At 64.2% G+C, this 12,686-nt stretch carries 12 protein-coding genes; 9 read left to right on the forward strand and 3 right to left on the reverse strand.

The annotated features are described in order from the left end of the window. Positions 1 to 4: 4 nt before the first annotated feature. Positions 5 to 967: a D-2-hydroxyacid dehydrogenase gene (locus BXY53_RS07500; RefSeq protein WP_119061213.1), complete on the reverse strand. Its 963-nt coding sequence runs from the start codon at positions 965 to 967 to the stop codon at positions 5 to 7. 164 nt (positions 968 to 1,131) lie between these two features. Here BXY53_RS07500 and fabI point away from each other — a divergent pair, with 164 nt between their 5' ends. Continuing rightward, positions 1,132 to 1,896: an enoyl-ACP reductase FabI gene (gene fabI / locus BXY53_RS07505; RefSeq protein ID WP_119061214.1), complete on the forward strand. Its 765-nt coding sequence runs from the start codon at positions 1,132 to 1,134 to the stop codon at positions 1,894 to 1,896. 86 nt (positions 1,897 to 1,982) lie between these two features. Here the strand turns inward: fabI and BXY53_RS07510 are convergent, their stop codons facing one another. Both BXY53_RS07510 and BXY53_RS07515 read right to left on the reverse strand, forming a co-directional pair. After that, complete coding sequence (locus BXY53_RS07510; RefSeq protein ID WP_119061215.1) at positions 1,983 to 2,771, reverse strand: outer membrane protein; 789 nt, start codon at positions 2,769 to 2,771, stop codon at positions 1,983 to 1,985. A gap of 426 nt (positions 2,772 to 3,197) precedes the next feature. Further along, on the reverse strand, positions 3,198 to 4,079 hold the full coding sequence (locus BXY53_RS07515) for an outer membrane protein (protein ID WP_119061216.1): 882 nt from the start codon (positions 4,077 to 4,079) through the stop codon (positions 3,198 to 3,200). 594 nt (positions 4,080 to 4,673) lie between these two features. On the opposite strand from BXY53_RS07515, the gene BXY53_RS07520 reads away from it, so the two are divergent. From BXY53_RS07520 to rseP, 8 genes are all read left to right on the forward strand, one after another. Beyond that, on the forward strand, positions 4,674 to 5,819 hold the full coding sequence (locus BXY53_RS07520) for a 30S ribosomal protein S2 (protein ID WP_119061217.1): 1,146 nt from the start codon (positions 4,674 to 4,676) through the stop codon (positions 5,817 to 5,819). Continuing rightward, positions 5,812 to 6,804, forward strand: coding sequence for a translation elongation factor Ts (tsf, locus tag BXY53_RS07525; RefSeq protein WP_483459023.1), 993 nt, complete (start codon positions 5,812 to 5,814; stop codon positions 6,802 to 6,804). Before BXY53_RS07520 ends, tsf begins: the two co-directional genes overlap by 8 nt. Positions 6,805 to 6,873: 69 nt before the next feature. Further along, on the forward strand, positions 6,874 to 7,596 hold the full coding sequence (pyrH, locus tag BXY53_RS07530) for a UMP kinase (RefSeq protein WP_119061219.1): 723 nt from the start codon (positions 6,874 to 6,876) through the stop codon (positions 7,594 to 7,596). A gap of 88 nt (positions 7,597 to 7,684) precedes the next feature. Beyond that, positions 7,685 to 8,254, forward strand: a complete 570-nt coding sequence (frr, locus tag BXY53_RS07535; protein ID WP_119061220.1) for a ribosome recycling factor — start codon at positions 7,685 to 7,687, stop codon at positions 8,252 to 8,254. 45 nt (positions 8,255 to 8,299) lie between these two features. Further along, positions 8,300 to 9,052 (forward strand): isoprenyl transferase, encoded by a 753-nt coding sequence (locus BXY53_RS07540; protein ID WP_119061221.1) that lies wholly within the window; start codon positions 8,300 to 8,302, stop codon positions 9,050 to 9,052. A 254-nt stretch (positions 9,053 to 9,306) separates the two neighbouring features. After that, positions 9,307 to 10,194 (forward strand): phosphatidate cytidylyltransferase, encoded by an 888-nt coding sequence (locus BXY53_RS07545; protein WP_119061222.1) that lies wholly within the window; start codon positions 9,307 to 9,309, stop codon positions 10,192 to 10,194. A 75-nt stretch (positions 10,195 to 10,269) separates the two neighbouring features. Continuing rightward, positions 10,270 to 11,469: a 1-deoxy-D-xylulose-5-phosphate reductoisomerase gene (locus BXY53_RS07550; protein WP_170144404.1), complete on the forward strand. Its 1,200-nt coding sequence runs from the start codon at positions 10,270 to 10,272 to the stop codon at positions 11,467 to 11,469. A gap of 44 nt (positions 11,470 to 11,513) precedes the next feature. Continuing rightward, entirely contained in the window at positions 11,514 to 12,653 is a 1,140-nt protein-coding gene (gene rseP, locus BXY53_RS07555) for an RIP metalloprotease RseP (protein WP_119061224.1), read from the forward strand. Positions 12,654 to 12,686: the final 33 nt, after the last annotated feature.

The following is a 12,686-nucleotide window of genomic DNA, read 5'->3' on the forward strand; positions in this document are numbered from 1 at the left end:
GCTTTCAGGCAGGCGTGACCACGTTGACCGGCTCACCGCGCTGGAACGCCTCGATGTTGGCTATGACCTGATCCCAGAGCGTTTGCATGGCCGTGTCGCTCGCCCAAGCCGAGTGGGGCGTGATGATGACGTTGGGACGGTCCGCGATGGCCATCAGTGGATTGTCGGCGGCCGGCGGCTCGCGGGTCAGGCAGTCGAAGCCGATGGCGCGGACCTGGCCGGCATCGAGCGCGCTGACGAGATCCGCCTCGTTCACGAGGCCGCCGCGCGCTGTGTTGATGATGATCGGTCGTCTTTGCATGACGGTGAATTCATCCCGCGCGATCAGGTTGCGCGTTTCCGGCGTCAGCGGGGTATGGAGCGAGATGATGTCGCTTTCGCGGATGACCTGGTCGAACGGCGTGCGCTCCTCGGGTACGACGTCCTCGCCCTTGCGCCCGGCGATCAGGATGCGCATCCCGAAGGCGCTGGCCAGCCGCGCGACCGATTCGCCGATTGCCCCATAGCCGATGATGCCGAGCGTCTGGTCGGCGAGATCCCGGATCGGGTGCGAAAAGAAGGTGAACTGTCCGGCGCGTTGCCACGCCCCGTCGATGACATCCTCGCGGTAGGCCACCAGCGACCGGGACAGCGCCAGCATAAGCGCCATGACATGCTCCGGCACGGTCTGGATCGCGTAGCCCCGCACATTCGCCACCGCCACATTTGCCGTGTCGCAGGCCGGCACGTCGATGATGTCATAGCCCGTCGCGGCGACCGCAATCATGCGCAGCTTGGGCAGTTGGCTGAGCGTGTCGGTATCGATCGGCACCTTGTTCGTTATGACGATGTCGGCGTCCCGGGCGCGCTCGACCACCTCGCCCGGCGCGGTCTTTTCGTATTCCTCCCATTCGTGGGGGAATTGCGGGCGCTTGAGATCGACCGAGGGGCCGATGGTCTTGCGGTCGAGAAAGACGATCTTGGTCATGGCGGCTCCGGCACGGCGTTTTTGCCATTTTGATGCCAGCAATGCCCCGTGCGCGCAAGCGCGGGACAACAAAACTGTCATCGCCATGCGTTAGCCTCTTGTGCAATGCAGCACGCAGGCGCAGCATGGGATTTGCAGCGCAGCAAACCACGAGGAGGTCCGGCATGTTTTCTCTGCAAGGCAAGAAGGCGCTGATTATCGGGATCGCCAACGACAACTCAATCGCCTATGGCTGTGCCAAGGCGCTGCGCCGCCAGGGCGCGGATCTGGCCATCACTTATCTGAACGAGAAGGCCGAGAAGCACGTGCGCCCGCTCGCCGAACAGCTCGGCGCGGAGATCATCGCGCCGCTCGACGTGACTCAGGACGGCCAGTTCACCGCGCTGTTCGACCGGATTCGCGAGACGTGGGGGCGCGTCGATATCTGCCTGCACGCCGTCGCTTTCTGTCCGAAGGAAGACCTGCACGCGCGCGTGGTGGACACATCCCGCGAGGGCTTCGGCCAGGCGATGGACATCTCGGTGCATTCCTTCATCCGCATGGTACGCCGGGCCGAGCCGCTGATGCCGCCGGGCGGCACCTGCATGACCGTCTCCTTCTACGGCGCGGAGAAGGTTGTCGAGAACTACAACATCATGGGGCCGGTGAAGGCGGCGCTGGAGTCCGTGACCAAATACATGGCCGCCGAGCTGGGGCCGAAGGGAATCAGCGTGCATGCGCTGTCGCCCGGGCCGATCAAGACGCGCGCGGCGTCAGGCTTGGAGGACTTCGACGAACTGCTGGAAGACGCGGCCGAGCGCGCGCCCACCCATCAGCTTGTGAGCATCGAGCAGGTGGGGGCGTATGCCGCTTTCCTGGCGAGCGAAGAGGCCGGGAATATTACTGGCGGCGTGCATTATATCGACGGCGGGTATCATATCGTGGGGTGAGCGCTGGCGCACCGGTGATGCAATAAAAAACGGCGCCCGGAGGCGCCGTTTCAACCTGGATGCATTGCCGGGTACGAGGGTGTCGCTTACTTCAGCGGTTCGGCCGGGCGCTCCCAGCTAAAGCGGTAGTTGAGGCCGACCTTGACCACGTGCATGTCCTGTTCGACGTCGAAGATTGCGGTCCTCTCACCGTCGCTGAGGCTGATCTCCTCTTCGCCGAAGTCGATGTAGTTGTATTCGGCCTTTACGGACCAGTTCGCATCGTAGGCGTGTTCGATGCCCGCGCCGATCAGCCAACCGGTACGCGTGTCGTCGCCGTTGAGCTCGCGCGTCCTGCCGGTGTGATTGTAGTCCTCGTCCGCGAACGCAGCGCCCAGCTTGCCGTAGATCAGCGTGCGATCGAAGGCCATGCCGGCCCGGCCGGCCACGGTCGCCAGCCAGTTGATATCGACTTCACCGTCGCGGTAACCGTCGTTGCTTCCCTTCCAGGTGCCCTTGCCTTCCATGCCGGTCCAGGACAGTTCGACCTCCGCGCCATAGACGAACTTGCCGGACTGGCCGTTGAGGCCGGCCTGCACGCCGCCGAGCCAACCATCCGCATCGTGGGAAGTTTTTCTCCCGACATCACCCGTACCTTCACCGGCATTATCGACCAACGACCAGTCCTTGTCGGACCAGCCGTAGCCGGCATGCGCGCCAACATAGACGCCCGACCACATATGCGGCGCCGAATAAACCGGCCCCGTATCCTTCAGACTGGCGTCGTAGTCCCCGAGATCCGCGGCTTGCGCGCCCGCTGCGCTCACCATCAAAAGCGCGGCAGACGCCGTAGCGAGGAGCGCGCCGCGCGCGCCTGCAACAGAAGTCCTGGCCATAAGCCAACCCCCATCTTTGCCTGAATGAAAATCGCTCTTTTGAGCGCGTGACTTCAGGCGTAGGGCTTCTGGCCAACCGGCAACACAAACCCAGGGTTGAGCTCATGGGGATGTCATCGTCTCAAGCGTGTGCATCCTGAGACGGTCGGAAAAATCCAGCGAAAACAGAGGCTTGCAAAACCGCTCAGGGGCGCGAGAGTGTTGTGATCCCGCAACAACCTCTGGTTTTCTACGACATATTCATATCTTTTTGGTCGTTGAGGCCCAGCGCACGCCCCGTTTGCGGGACGAACGGCACCATCGAAATCGTAGCGGCGATGTCCGATTCTCCGGGACCGAACCGGGGCGGAACCCAAAGGAGAAGCGGCGCCCGAAGGCGCCGCCGTGGAGGATGATATCAAGGGATGAAGGCGACGGCCGCGCGCCCTATTTCAGCGGCTCCATGCGCTCTTCGCGGCCGCGGAACAGGTAGTTCACGCCGACGCGGAGGATGTGGCCGTCAAGGTCGGGGCCGTAACGATCAGTGCCATAACGATTGCCCGCCGCCGTCCGGCCAACATAAGCGTAGTCCTCATCCTCGAGATCGAAATAGAGGTATTCGCCCTTGAGGGTCCAGTTGTCGGCGACCATCCACTCCAGACCGCCGCCAATCGTGTAGCCCAAATGTGTTTCGTCCACGCTACCACGGGCGTTCTCAAACGGCGTCTCAAATGTGGGGTCTGGAAAAAGCACAGAGATGTCGGACTCGACCTCGGCCCACGCCAAGCCGCCCGTCAGGTAAAGCAGGAGATCGTCTCTCGTCAGATAGCCGACACGGGCGCGCGCCGTGCCGAACATCTCCATTTCTGCTCGAACGTCCCAAATCGGTTCGCCCGTGTTGTCAGAATCGAGGCCTGTTGGGTAGGGCACAAACGAGGTACTGTCATCGGCGCCAGTCCAGGAGACGTCGACCTCAGCGCCCAACACCCACCGTCCTATCTGGTGATTGGCACCGAACTGCAAACCGCCGAGCCAATCGTCGCCGCTCAAGCTCTGACTGGAGTTGTCGAAGGTTATGTCCGGGAAGTTATCGACATCATCGTAGGCGAATGGCCCGTCCCAGTCGGCCCAGGTGTAGCCGAGGTGGGCACCGACGTAGAACCCGGTCCAGATCGGCGCGGGCGCGTAGACCGGCTCGGTATCCTTGAGGCTGCCCTCGTAGCGGGAAAGGTCGGCGGCGGAGGCCGGAGAGACGGTCGCGGCCAGAACACCCGCGACGGTTGAGAACGCAACGGCACTGACGGCAGTGGAGACGCACTTACGGAACATGAGTTTTACCCCCCATCTGGTTACGGACAAAAGAACGGGACTCGAGAGACTGTCTGCAACCGGAAGTAGAGCAGGTGGCCGCTGGGCCGAAACGCACAAACGGGTGAGATGCGCGAAAAAGTCCCGCTAAAGTTGTGGAATAGCGCGCGCTGGGGCGAAAAGCACCGGAAACTCAGGCGTCTGGGCGAGCCGCGAGACCGCGCGAGTGACGTGGAAGTTGATGGGCGCGCCGGATTGCGGGCTTTCGGGCCGCGACAAAAGAGAAGCGGCGCCCGGAAGCGCCGCTCTGGAGAATGATATCACTGGAATATACCGGCCTCCAGCAGCCTCGCACGAAGTGATGAATACTTCTCGCAACGTCACGTCACAAAATCGGAGCCCGGCCGTGTAGCCCCGTCAGGGCAGGCATCGTTGATCCTTGCAATCCCGCGCGACGCGGCCTATAACCCCGACCATCCCACACGTGTCAGCGCGCTCGCGCGCGGCCCTGGCGCCGCGTCGATGCGCTCCGGTGGCGCGCCGTGGCTTCTGGGCCAAGGCACGCTTCAAACCTGACACGGAGGCTCAACCGGAAAAGCAAGGAGTGCACCGCCCATGGCGCTGCCCACATTCTCCATGCGCGACCTGCTGGAAGCCGGCGCGCATTTCGGCCATCAGACGCACCGCTGGAACCCGAAGATGGAAGAGTACATCTTCGGCGTGCGCAATGGCATCCACATCATCGACCTGTCGCAAACCGTCCCGCTGATGCACCAGGCGCTGGTCAAGGTCTCCGACACCGTGGCCGGCGGCGGGCGCGTGCTGTTCGTCGGCACCAAGCGCCAGGCCTCCGACCTCGTGCAGGACGCGGCGAAGCGCTCGGCGCAGTATTACATCAATCACCGCTGGTATGGCGGCACGCTGACGAACTGGCAGACGATCACGAATTCGATCAAGCGCCTGCGCTATCTGGAGGACCTGCTCGAAGGCGAGGTTCACGGCTTCACCAAGAAGGAGCTGCTGCACCTCACGCGCGAGCGCGACAAGCTGGAGCAGGCCATCGGCGGCATCAAGGACATGGGCGGCATTCCCGACCTGCTGTTCATCATCGACACGAACAAAGAGTCGATCGCCGTCGCCGAGGCGCGCAAGCTTCATATTCCTGTCATCGCCATTCTGGATAGTAACTCCGATCCTGAAGGCATCGCGTATCCGGTGCCGGGCAACGACGACGCTGGCCGGGCGATCGCGCTTTACTGCGACCTGATGGCGCGGGCGGCGCTGGATGGCATCGAGCGGGCGACCGCGGCGGCCGGCGGCGATATCGGCGCGGCGGAAGAGCCCGCCATGGAGACGCTGCCCGAGGAGCCGGAGGTACAGGCCGCACCCGTGGCCGAGGCGAGCCCGGAGGCCGGGCCGGTGGTCCAGCCGGAAGCCGCCGAGGCCGATGTCGCGGCGGCCGAGGCCGCGCCGGCGCAGCCCGCCGACACCGCGCGCGCGGCGGGGCCGGTGGGCGAAAGCGCGTTCCGTCGGCTGGAGGCGCCCGAGGGCGAGCCGGACGATCTGCAGAAGATCAGCGGCATCGGCAAGGTGATGGTCGACAAGCTCAACGCGCACGGCATCTATCATTACTGGCAGCTCGCCAGCATGAACGAGATGGACCTTGCGCAGTTGGATGAAGAGCTGGACCTCAAGGGCCGCGCGGCGCGCGAGAACTGGATCCAGCAGGCGACGAAACTGATGCAGGAACAGGCTGCCTGAGCGTCCGGATGCGGCGTCGAGGGGCGGCAACAGCAGGCAATTTCACGAGGCGATAATGGCTGAGATCACCGCAAAGATGGTCAAGGACCTGCGCGAGAAGACCGGCGCAGGCATGATGGACTGCAAGAAGGCGCTGACCGAGACCGACGGCGACATGGACGCCGCGGTCGACTGGCTGCGCGCGAAAGGCTTCGCTAAGGCCGCGAAGAAGGCCGGGCGCACGGCCGCTGACGGCCTGGTCGGCGTGGCCGTCGAAGACAAGAAGGGCGCCGTCGTCGAGGTCAATGCGGAGACCGACTTCGTCGCGCGCAACGACCAGTTCCAGAACATGGTCAGCGAGATCGCCAAGCTGGCGCTCAAGGCTGAGGGCGATGTCGACAAGCTTGGCGCTGAGACGTTCCCGGGCACCGACAAGCCCGTCACCGACTACATCTCGGAGATGATCGCCACCATCGGCGAGAACATGCGTCTGCGCCGCACCGGCTATATCGAGGTGTCGGACGGCGTCGTCGCCAGCTATGTGCATAACGCTGCCGCGCCGGGCATGGGCAAGATCGGCGTGATCGTCGGCCTGGAGTCGACGGGCGACAAGGACAAGCTGCAGGCGCTGGGCAAGCAGCTTGCCATGCACATCGCCGCGACCAGCCCGCTTGCCGTGGATGTCGACAGCCTCGACCCCGCCGTGGTTGATCGCGAGCGCACGATCCTGGTCGAGCAGGCACGGGAATCCGGCAAGCCGGAGAACATCATCGAAAAGATGGTGGAAGGCCGCCTGAACAAGTATTACCAGGAAGTCGTCCTTATGAAGCAGGCGCTCGTGACCGACCCGGACAACACCGTCGAAGCGGCGCTCAAGGCGGCCGAGGAGGACATCGGCGCGCCGGTGAAGGTCGTCGGCTTCGAACGCTATGGTCTGGGCGAGGGAATCGAGACCGAAGAAGAGGATTTCGCCGCCGAGGTCGCGGCAGCGGCGTCGGGTTCGTAATCAGCGGCCAGGCGCGGGCGTCTTTGAACGGCGCGCAGGGTGTGCCGGAGCAAGGGGCGCGAGTGAGCAATGGCCGGCACGACCATCAAATACCGCCGCGTGCTGATGAAGCTGTCGGGTGAAGCGTTGCTCGGCAGCCAGGCCTTCGGCACCGACCCCTCCGTGATCCAGCGCATCGCCGGAGAGATCCGCGCGGCCGTGTCAGAGGGCGTGCAGGTGGCGCTGGTTATCGGCGGGGGCAACCTCTTCCGCGGGGTCGTCGGCGCGGCTGAGGGGATGGACCGTGCAAGGGCCGATGACGTCGGCATGCTGGCCACTGTGATGAATGCGCTGATGCTGGAGAACGGTCTGCGCCGCACAGGCGTCAACACTGTCACCTTCAGCGCCGTGCGCATGCCGACGATCTGCCGTCCATTCCAGCGGGAGGAGGCCCGCACTGCACTCGATGCCGGGCAGACGGTGATCTTCGCGGGGGGCACCGGCAGCCCCTTCTTCACGACGGATACCACCGCCGCGCTCCGCGCCGCTGAAATGCAGTGCGACGCCATCCTGAAGGGCACCTCGGTCGATGGCGTCTATTCCGCCGATCCCGCGGTTGACCCGACGGCGGTGCGCTACGACCATCTGACGTATGACGATGTGCTGAACCGGAATCTGCGCGTGATGGACGGGGCTGCCATCGCGCTGGCGCGTGACAATGCCATCCCGATTGTCGTTTTCTCGATGCATGAGCCCGGAAGCCTCGTGAATGTCTTGACCGGGCAAACACGTTGCACGACCGTGACGCGCTAAACCGGCGAGGTGAGGCCCCTGCGCGATCCATGCTTGCGCTGCGCGCGCGGCCGCGCCATACCGCCTTGATGCCGATAAGGAGAGCAAGATGTCGGAAGAGGCAGAAGAGTTTGACCTGAAGGCCCTGGAAAAGCGCATGCAGGGCGCGCTCAATGTATTGAAACAGGAATTCAGCGGCATGCGCACCGGCCGCGCCAGCGCGAGTTTGCTCGATCCCATTTCGGTCAACGCTTACGGCACCCGAATGCCGATCAACCAGGTCGCAACGGTCAGCGTCCCCGAGCCGCGGATGATCAGCGTCCAGGTCTGGGACAAGTCGAATGTCAGCGCCGTGGAGAAAGCGATCCGCGAGTCAGACCTCGGCCTGAATCCGGTGGTTGATGGCACGACGCTGCGGTTGCCGATCCCGGAGATGAACGAGGAACGGCGCAGGGAACTGGCGAAAGTCTGCGCCAAATACGCCGAACAGGCCCGCGTCGCGGTACGCAATGTGCGTCGTGACGGCATGGAGCAGCTCAAGAAGCAGGAGAAGGAAGGCATCATCGGCAAGGATGAGCATCATGCCCTTGCCGACGATGTACAGGCACTGACCGACAAGTATATCGGCGAGATCGACGCCGCGCTCGCTGATAAGGAAAAGGAAATCATGCAGGTTTAACCTGAACAGATCGGGTCACGGGAACGAAAGCGGCTACGACCAAACATGCATCATCAGAACGACGCCCAGTCGGACACGCGCCTTGTTGTCCCGCGCCACCTCGCGATCATCATGGACGGCAACGGCCGCTGGGCGCAGCAGCGGGGTCTGCCGCGCATCGAGGGGCACCGCAAGGGCGTCGAGCGCGTAAAGGAGTGTGTCCGCACGGCGGCGGAGATCGGTGTCGAGTATCTGACGCTGTTCAGCTTCTCCTCAGAAAACTGGCGGCGGCCACAGGAAGAAGTCGATGCGCTGATGACTCTCATCAAGCGCTTCATCCGACAGGAATTGGCCGAGCTGCACGAGAACAATGTGCGTGTGCGGGTTATCGGAACGGCCGACCGGGTCGATCCGGAAATCACCGCCATGATCGCGGACGCTCACGCACTGACAGCGGAGAACACCGGCCTGCGGCTCACGATTGCTTTCAATTATGGTGCGCGGGACGAGATCGCCCGGGCGGCGCGGCGGCTGGCCGAGGAGGTGGCCCGCGGCGCGATGCGCCCGGAAGATGTGGACATGGCCGCGCTGGAGCAGAGGCTTGACACGCAGGGTCTGCCTGACCCGGATCTGCTGATCCGCACGAGCGGTGAAGTCCGGCTGAGCAATTTCCTGCTCTGGCAGCTTGCCTACGCGGAACTGATGTTCGTCGAAGATTACTGGCCGGATTTCGACCGCGAGGCGATGGTGCGTACGATCAGCGCGTATCAGAACCGCGAGCGTCGCTTCGGCGGGCTGTCGGCACGGCGCACGGCTTGAAACCGCGGCGAGACGCGGCTCTTCCGTCATTTCCGGGTTTACCCCCGCATCAGGCGCGTTTATGAACGGAAGATGGCGCGCTGCGGCTGATCGTGATCCGCCAAGTCGCGCCGATACGGCCGGTTGCCGCCTTCGCGGATCGTACCGACCGGCCTTATGACCGAGCTGCCAGATGGCGCAAACGCTCTCTCCGAGGTATCGCTTGCGCCTGGTATGGCGTCCTCTTGCCAGCATAAGGTTGGGCCCCGCCATCCATGCGCCAGTCGCCTCGACGCTCAAAGCCGGCCAATCCGCGCGACGACAAGTCGCTGCTTCCGAGCAACAAGCTGAGCCTGCGCATCATCTCCGGCATCGCGCTCGCCGCCGGGGCCCTGGCGCTGACCTATGCGGGCCCGCTGCCATTTGCGCTGATGGTGACGGCCTTCGTTGCCGTAATGGCCTGGGAGTGGGGGCGGCTGGTCTGTTCGAGCGGGATCGACGCCGCTTGGGCCATTCAGGTCGGTGCGACGGCGGGGGGAACCCTTCTCGCGGCCTGGGACTGCCCCGGCTGCGGCCTGTTGGCGATCGTCGCGGGCACATTGGCAGTCTTCGTGCTGCGCCGGCTGGATATGGGGACTGCGCAGTCGTGGTGGGCGGCCACCGGCGTTTATTACGTCGGGTTACCGAGCATCGCGCTGGTGTGGATCCGTTCGGACCCCGAATTCGGCTGGGTTGCGGTCCTGTTCATCTTCATCACCGTCTGGACGACCGATACGGCAGCCTATATCTTCGGAAAAAGTATTGGCGGGCCGCTGCTTGCACCGGACATTTCGCCGAAGAAAACCTGGGCGGGCTTCGCTGGGGGGCTCATCTGCGCCACGGTACTTGGCTCGGCTGTGCTCATCGGGGTGGCGGGCGCGCAGGCCTGGTGGCCGGTAATCATGCTGAGCGCGGGAGTGTCCCTGGTTTCGCAGGCAGGCGATCTGGGCGAGTCTTCGATCAAGCGCCTGTTCGGACGCAAGGACTCCAGCGGCATCATCCCGGGCCATGGTGGAGTGCTTGATCGGGTGGACGGTTTGGTTTTCGCAGCGCTGACCTGTGCAGGGCTGGCGCTGGTGCGGGCGCCGGAAGCGCCGGGCTATGCTCTGGTGGTGTGGTCATAGGCGACAACGAATGAGGCTGGCTTGAGACTCACGCGCAACGGCGCTTCGGCAAGGCCGCAGGCCGAATTAGGCGCGGTGACCGGGCAATCGACCCGCAAGCGGGTCAGCGTGCTGGGCGCCACCGGCTCCATCGGCGAAAACACCCTGGACCTGATCGCGCGCAACCCGGGCTGCGCCGAGATCGTCGCGCTGACGGCCAACACAAACGCCGCGCGCCTTGCCGAACTCGCCCTCCAGCATGATGCCGAGATGGCGGTGATCGGCGACCCGGACCAGTATCAAACCCTCAAGGACGCCTTGGCCGGCACCAAGATCGCCGTTGCGGCCGGAGAAGGCGCGGTCGTCGAAGCGGCGCGCGCGCCGACCGATTGGGTGATGGCCGCGATCGTCGGGGCGGCCGGCCTGCGCCCGGCCTTCGCGGCAGCGGAGCAGGGGCTGGCGCTGGCGCTGGCGAACAAGGAATGCCTCGTTTCGGCGGGCGAGGCGTTCTTGCGCGCGGTTGAGGCGGGCGGGAGCACGCTGCTCCCGGTTGATTCGGAGCACTCCGCCGCGCAGCAGGCCATGCAGGGCCATCCGCAAGATGCCATCGAACGTATCCTGCTTACGGCTTCGGGCGGGCCGTTCCGCGAGTGGACGCTGGAGCAGCTTCGACAGGCGCGGCCGGAACAGGCACTGAAACACCCGAACTGGGAGATGGGCCAGAAGATCACGATCGACAGCGCCACCTTGATGAACAAGGGGCTGGAGCTGATCGAGGCCTATTATCTGTTCCCGGTGGAAAAGGCTCAGCTCGGCGTGGTCGTTCACCCGCAGTCGATCGTGCACTGCCTCGTCGAATACTGCGACGGCTCCGTGCTGGCCCAGATGGGCGCGCCGGATATGCGCACGCCGATCGCCTTCGCCCTGGCCTGGCCGGAGCGCATGTGCGCTCCCACGGAACGTCTTGATTTGGCGCGGATCGGCCAGCTGACCTTCGAGGCGCCCGACGCGACGCGTTTTCCCGCGCTGCGCCTGGCCCACGAGGCGATGGAGGCTGGCGGCAGCGCGCCGACGGTGCTGAATGCCGCGAACGAAATTGCCGTGGCGGCGTTCCTGAACAAGCGGATCGGCTTCATGGGGATCCCCGCGCTCATCGCACGCACACTGGACCGTGCGGCTGGAGAGATCGGCACCGCTGCGCCAGAGACGCTGGACGAGGTTCTGGCTACAGACCAGCAGGCCCGTCAACTGGCGCAGGACCTGCTGCCCGAGGTTATGCGCGCCGAGGCGGGATGATCTGCGCGGCGCCGCCACAAGCCATCATGGAGACTTAGCTGCTCATGGGTATCATTGAATCTCTGATCGCGTTCGGGACCACGGTGCTGGCCTGGGCGATCCCGTTCCTGATCGTGCTCGGCCTGGTGGTGTTCATCCACGAACTGGGCCACTTCCTCGTCGCGCGCATGAACGGGGTGGCGGTTGAGGCGTTTTCCATCGGCTTCGGGCCCGAGATCGCCGGCTTTCACGACAAGCATGGCACGCGCTGGCGCGTCGCGTGGATCCCGCTTGGCGGCTACGTCAAGTTCCTCGGCGACGAAAACGCCGCCAGCATGCCGAGTCAGGAGGCGGCCGCGCAGGTATCCCCTGAGGACCGGGCGCGGATGTTCCAGTTCAAGCCCGTCGGCGCGCGTGCGCTGGTGGTCGCGGCCGGGCCGTTTGCCAATTTCCTGCTGGCTCTGGTGATTTTCGCGGGCCTGTTCATGGCCTACGGAAAGACAGTGATCGAGCCGCGGGTCGACGAGGTTGTCGCCGAGAGCCCGGCGGAGCGCGCCGGCTTTCAGCCAGGGGACCTGATTCTCAGCATCGACGGCGACGAGGTCGAGAGCTTCCAGGAGATGGTGCGCATTGTCGGCCTGAGCGCGGACCAGCCACTCGACGTCGTCGTGCAGCGTGATGGCGCGCGCGTGAACCTCACCGTGACACCGGAATTGGTGGAGACGGAAAGCCGCTTCGGCAGCGCCAAGATCGCGCGTATCGGCATTCGCGGCGCGGCCGATCAGAGCGATGTTATCAGGAAGAGCTACGGTCCCCTGGAGGCGGTTGGTCAGAGCTTCCAGGAAACCTGGTTCTGGATGAAGCAGCCGATCATCTTCATCGGGGAGCTGATCGGTGGCCGGGCTTCGGCGGATCAGCTTGGCGGGCCGGTGCGAATCGCGCAAATGTCTAAGGAAGTTGCGTCGATCGGCATCCCGGAGCTTCTGCGCTGGACCGCCATCATCTCCATCAGCATCGGGCTCATCAATCTGTTCCCGATCCCGGTGCTGGATGGGGGCCATCTGGTCTTCTATGGCATAGAAGCCATACGTGGAAAGCCATTGAACGAGAAGGCGCAGGAAATCGGCTTTCGCATTGGTATGGCGCTCGTTCTCATGTTAATGATCTTCGTCACGTGGAACGACGTCATGCAACTCATTGAATAAGACGGGAAATTGCAACCGAACGGCGAGACAACA

The sequence above is a fragment of the Dichotomicrobium thermohalophilum genome (assembly GCF_003550175.1).
GTDB lineage: Bacteria > Pseudomonadota > Alphaproteobacteria > Rhizobiales > Rhodomicrobiaceae > Dichotomicrobium > Dichotomicrobium thermohalophilum.

Bases quoted from the DNA above. Each gene is read 5' to 3' on its own strand.
- BXY53_RS07500 (WP_119061213.1), bottom strand. From the start codon at position 967: ATGACCAAGATCGTCTTTCTCGACCGCAAGACCATCGGCCCCTCGGTC.
- fabI (WP_119061214.1), top strand. From the start codon at position 1,132: ATGTTTTCTCTGCAAGGCAAGAAGGCGCTGATTATCGGGATCGCCAAC.
- BXY53_RS07510 (WP_119061215.1), bottom strand. From the start codon at position 2,771: ATGGCCAGGACTTCTGTTGCAGGCGCGCGCGGCGCGCTCCTCGCTACG.
- BXY53_RS07515 (WP_119061216.1), bottom strand. From the start codon at position 4,079: ATGTTCCGTAAGTGCGTCTCCACTGCCGTCAGTGCCGTTGCGTTCTCA.
- BXY53_RS07520 (WP_119061217.1), top strand. From the start codon at position 4,674: ATGGCGCTGCCCACATTCTCCATGCGCGACCTGCTGGAAGCCGGCGCG.
- pyrH (WP_119061219.1), top strand. From the start codon at position 6,874: ATGGCCGGCACGACCATCAAATACCGCCGCGTGCTGATGAAGCTGTCG.
- frr (WP_119061220.1), top strand. From the start codon at position 7,685: ATGTCGGAAGAGGCAGAAGAGTTTGACCTGAAGGCCCTGGAAAAGCGC.
- BXY53_RS07540 (WP_119061221.1), top strand. From the start codon at position 8,300: ATGCATCATCAGAACGACGCCCAGTCGGACACGCGCCTTGTTGTCCCG.
- BXY53_RS07545 (WP_119061222.1), top strand. From the start codon at position 9,307: ATGCGCCAGTCGCCTCGACGCTCAAAGCCGGCCAATCCGCGCGACGAC.
- rseP (WP_119061224.1), top strand. From the start codon at position 11,514: ATGGGTATCATTGAATCTCTGATCGCGTTCGGGACCACGGTGCTGGCC.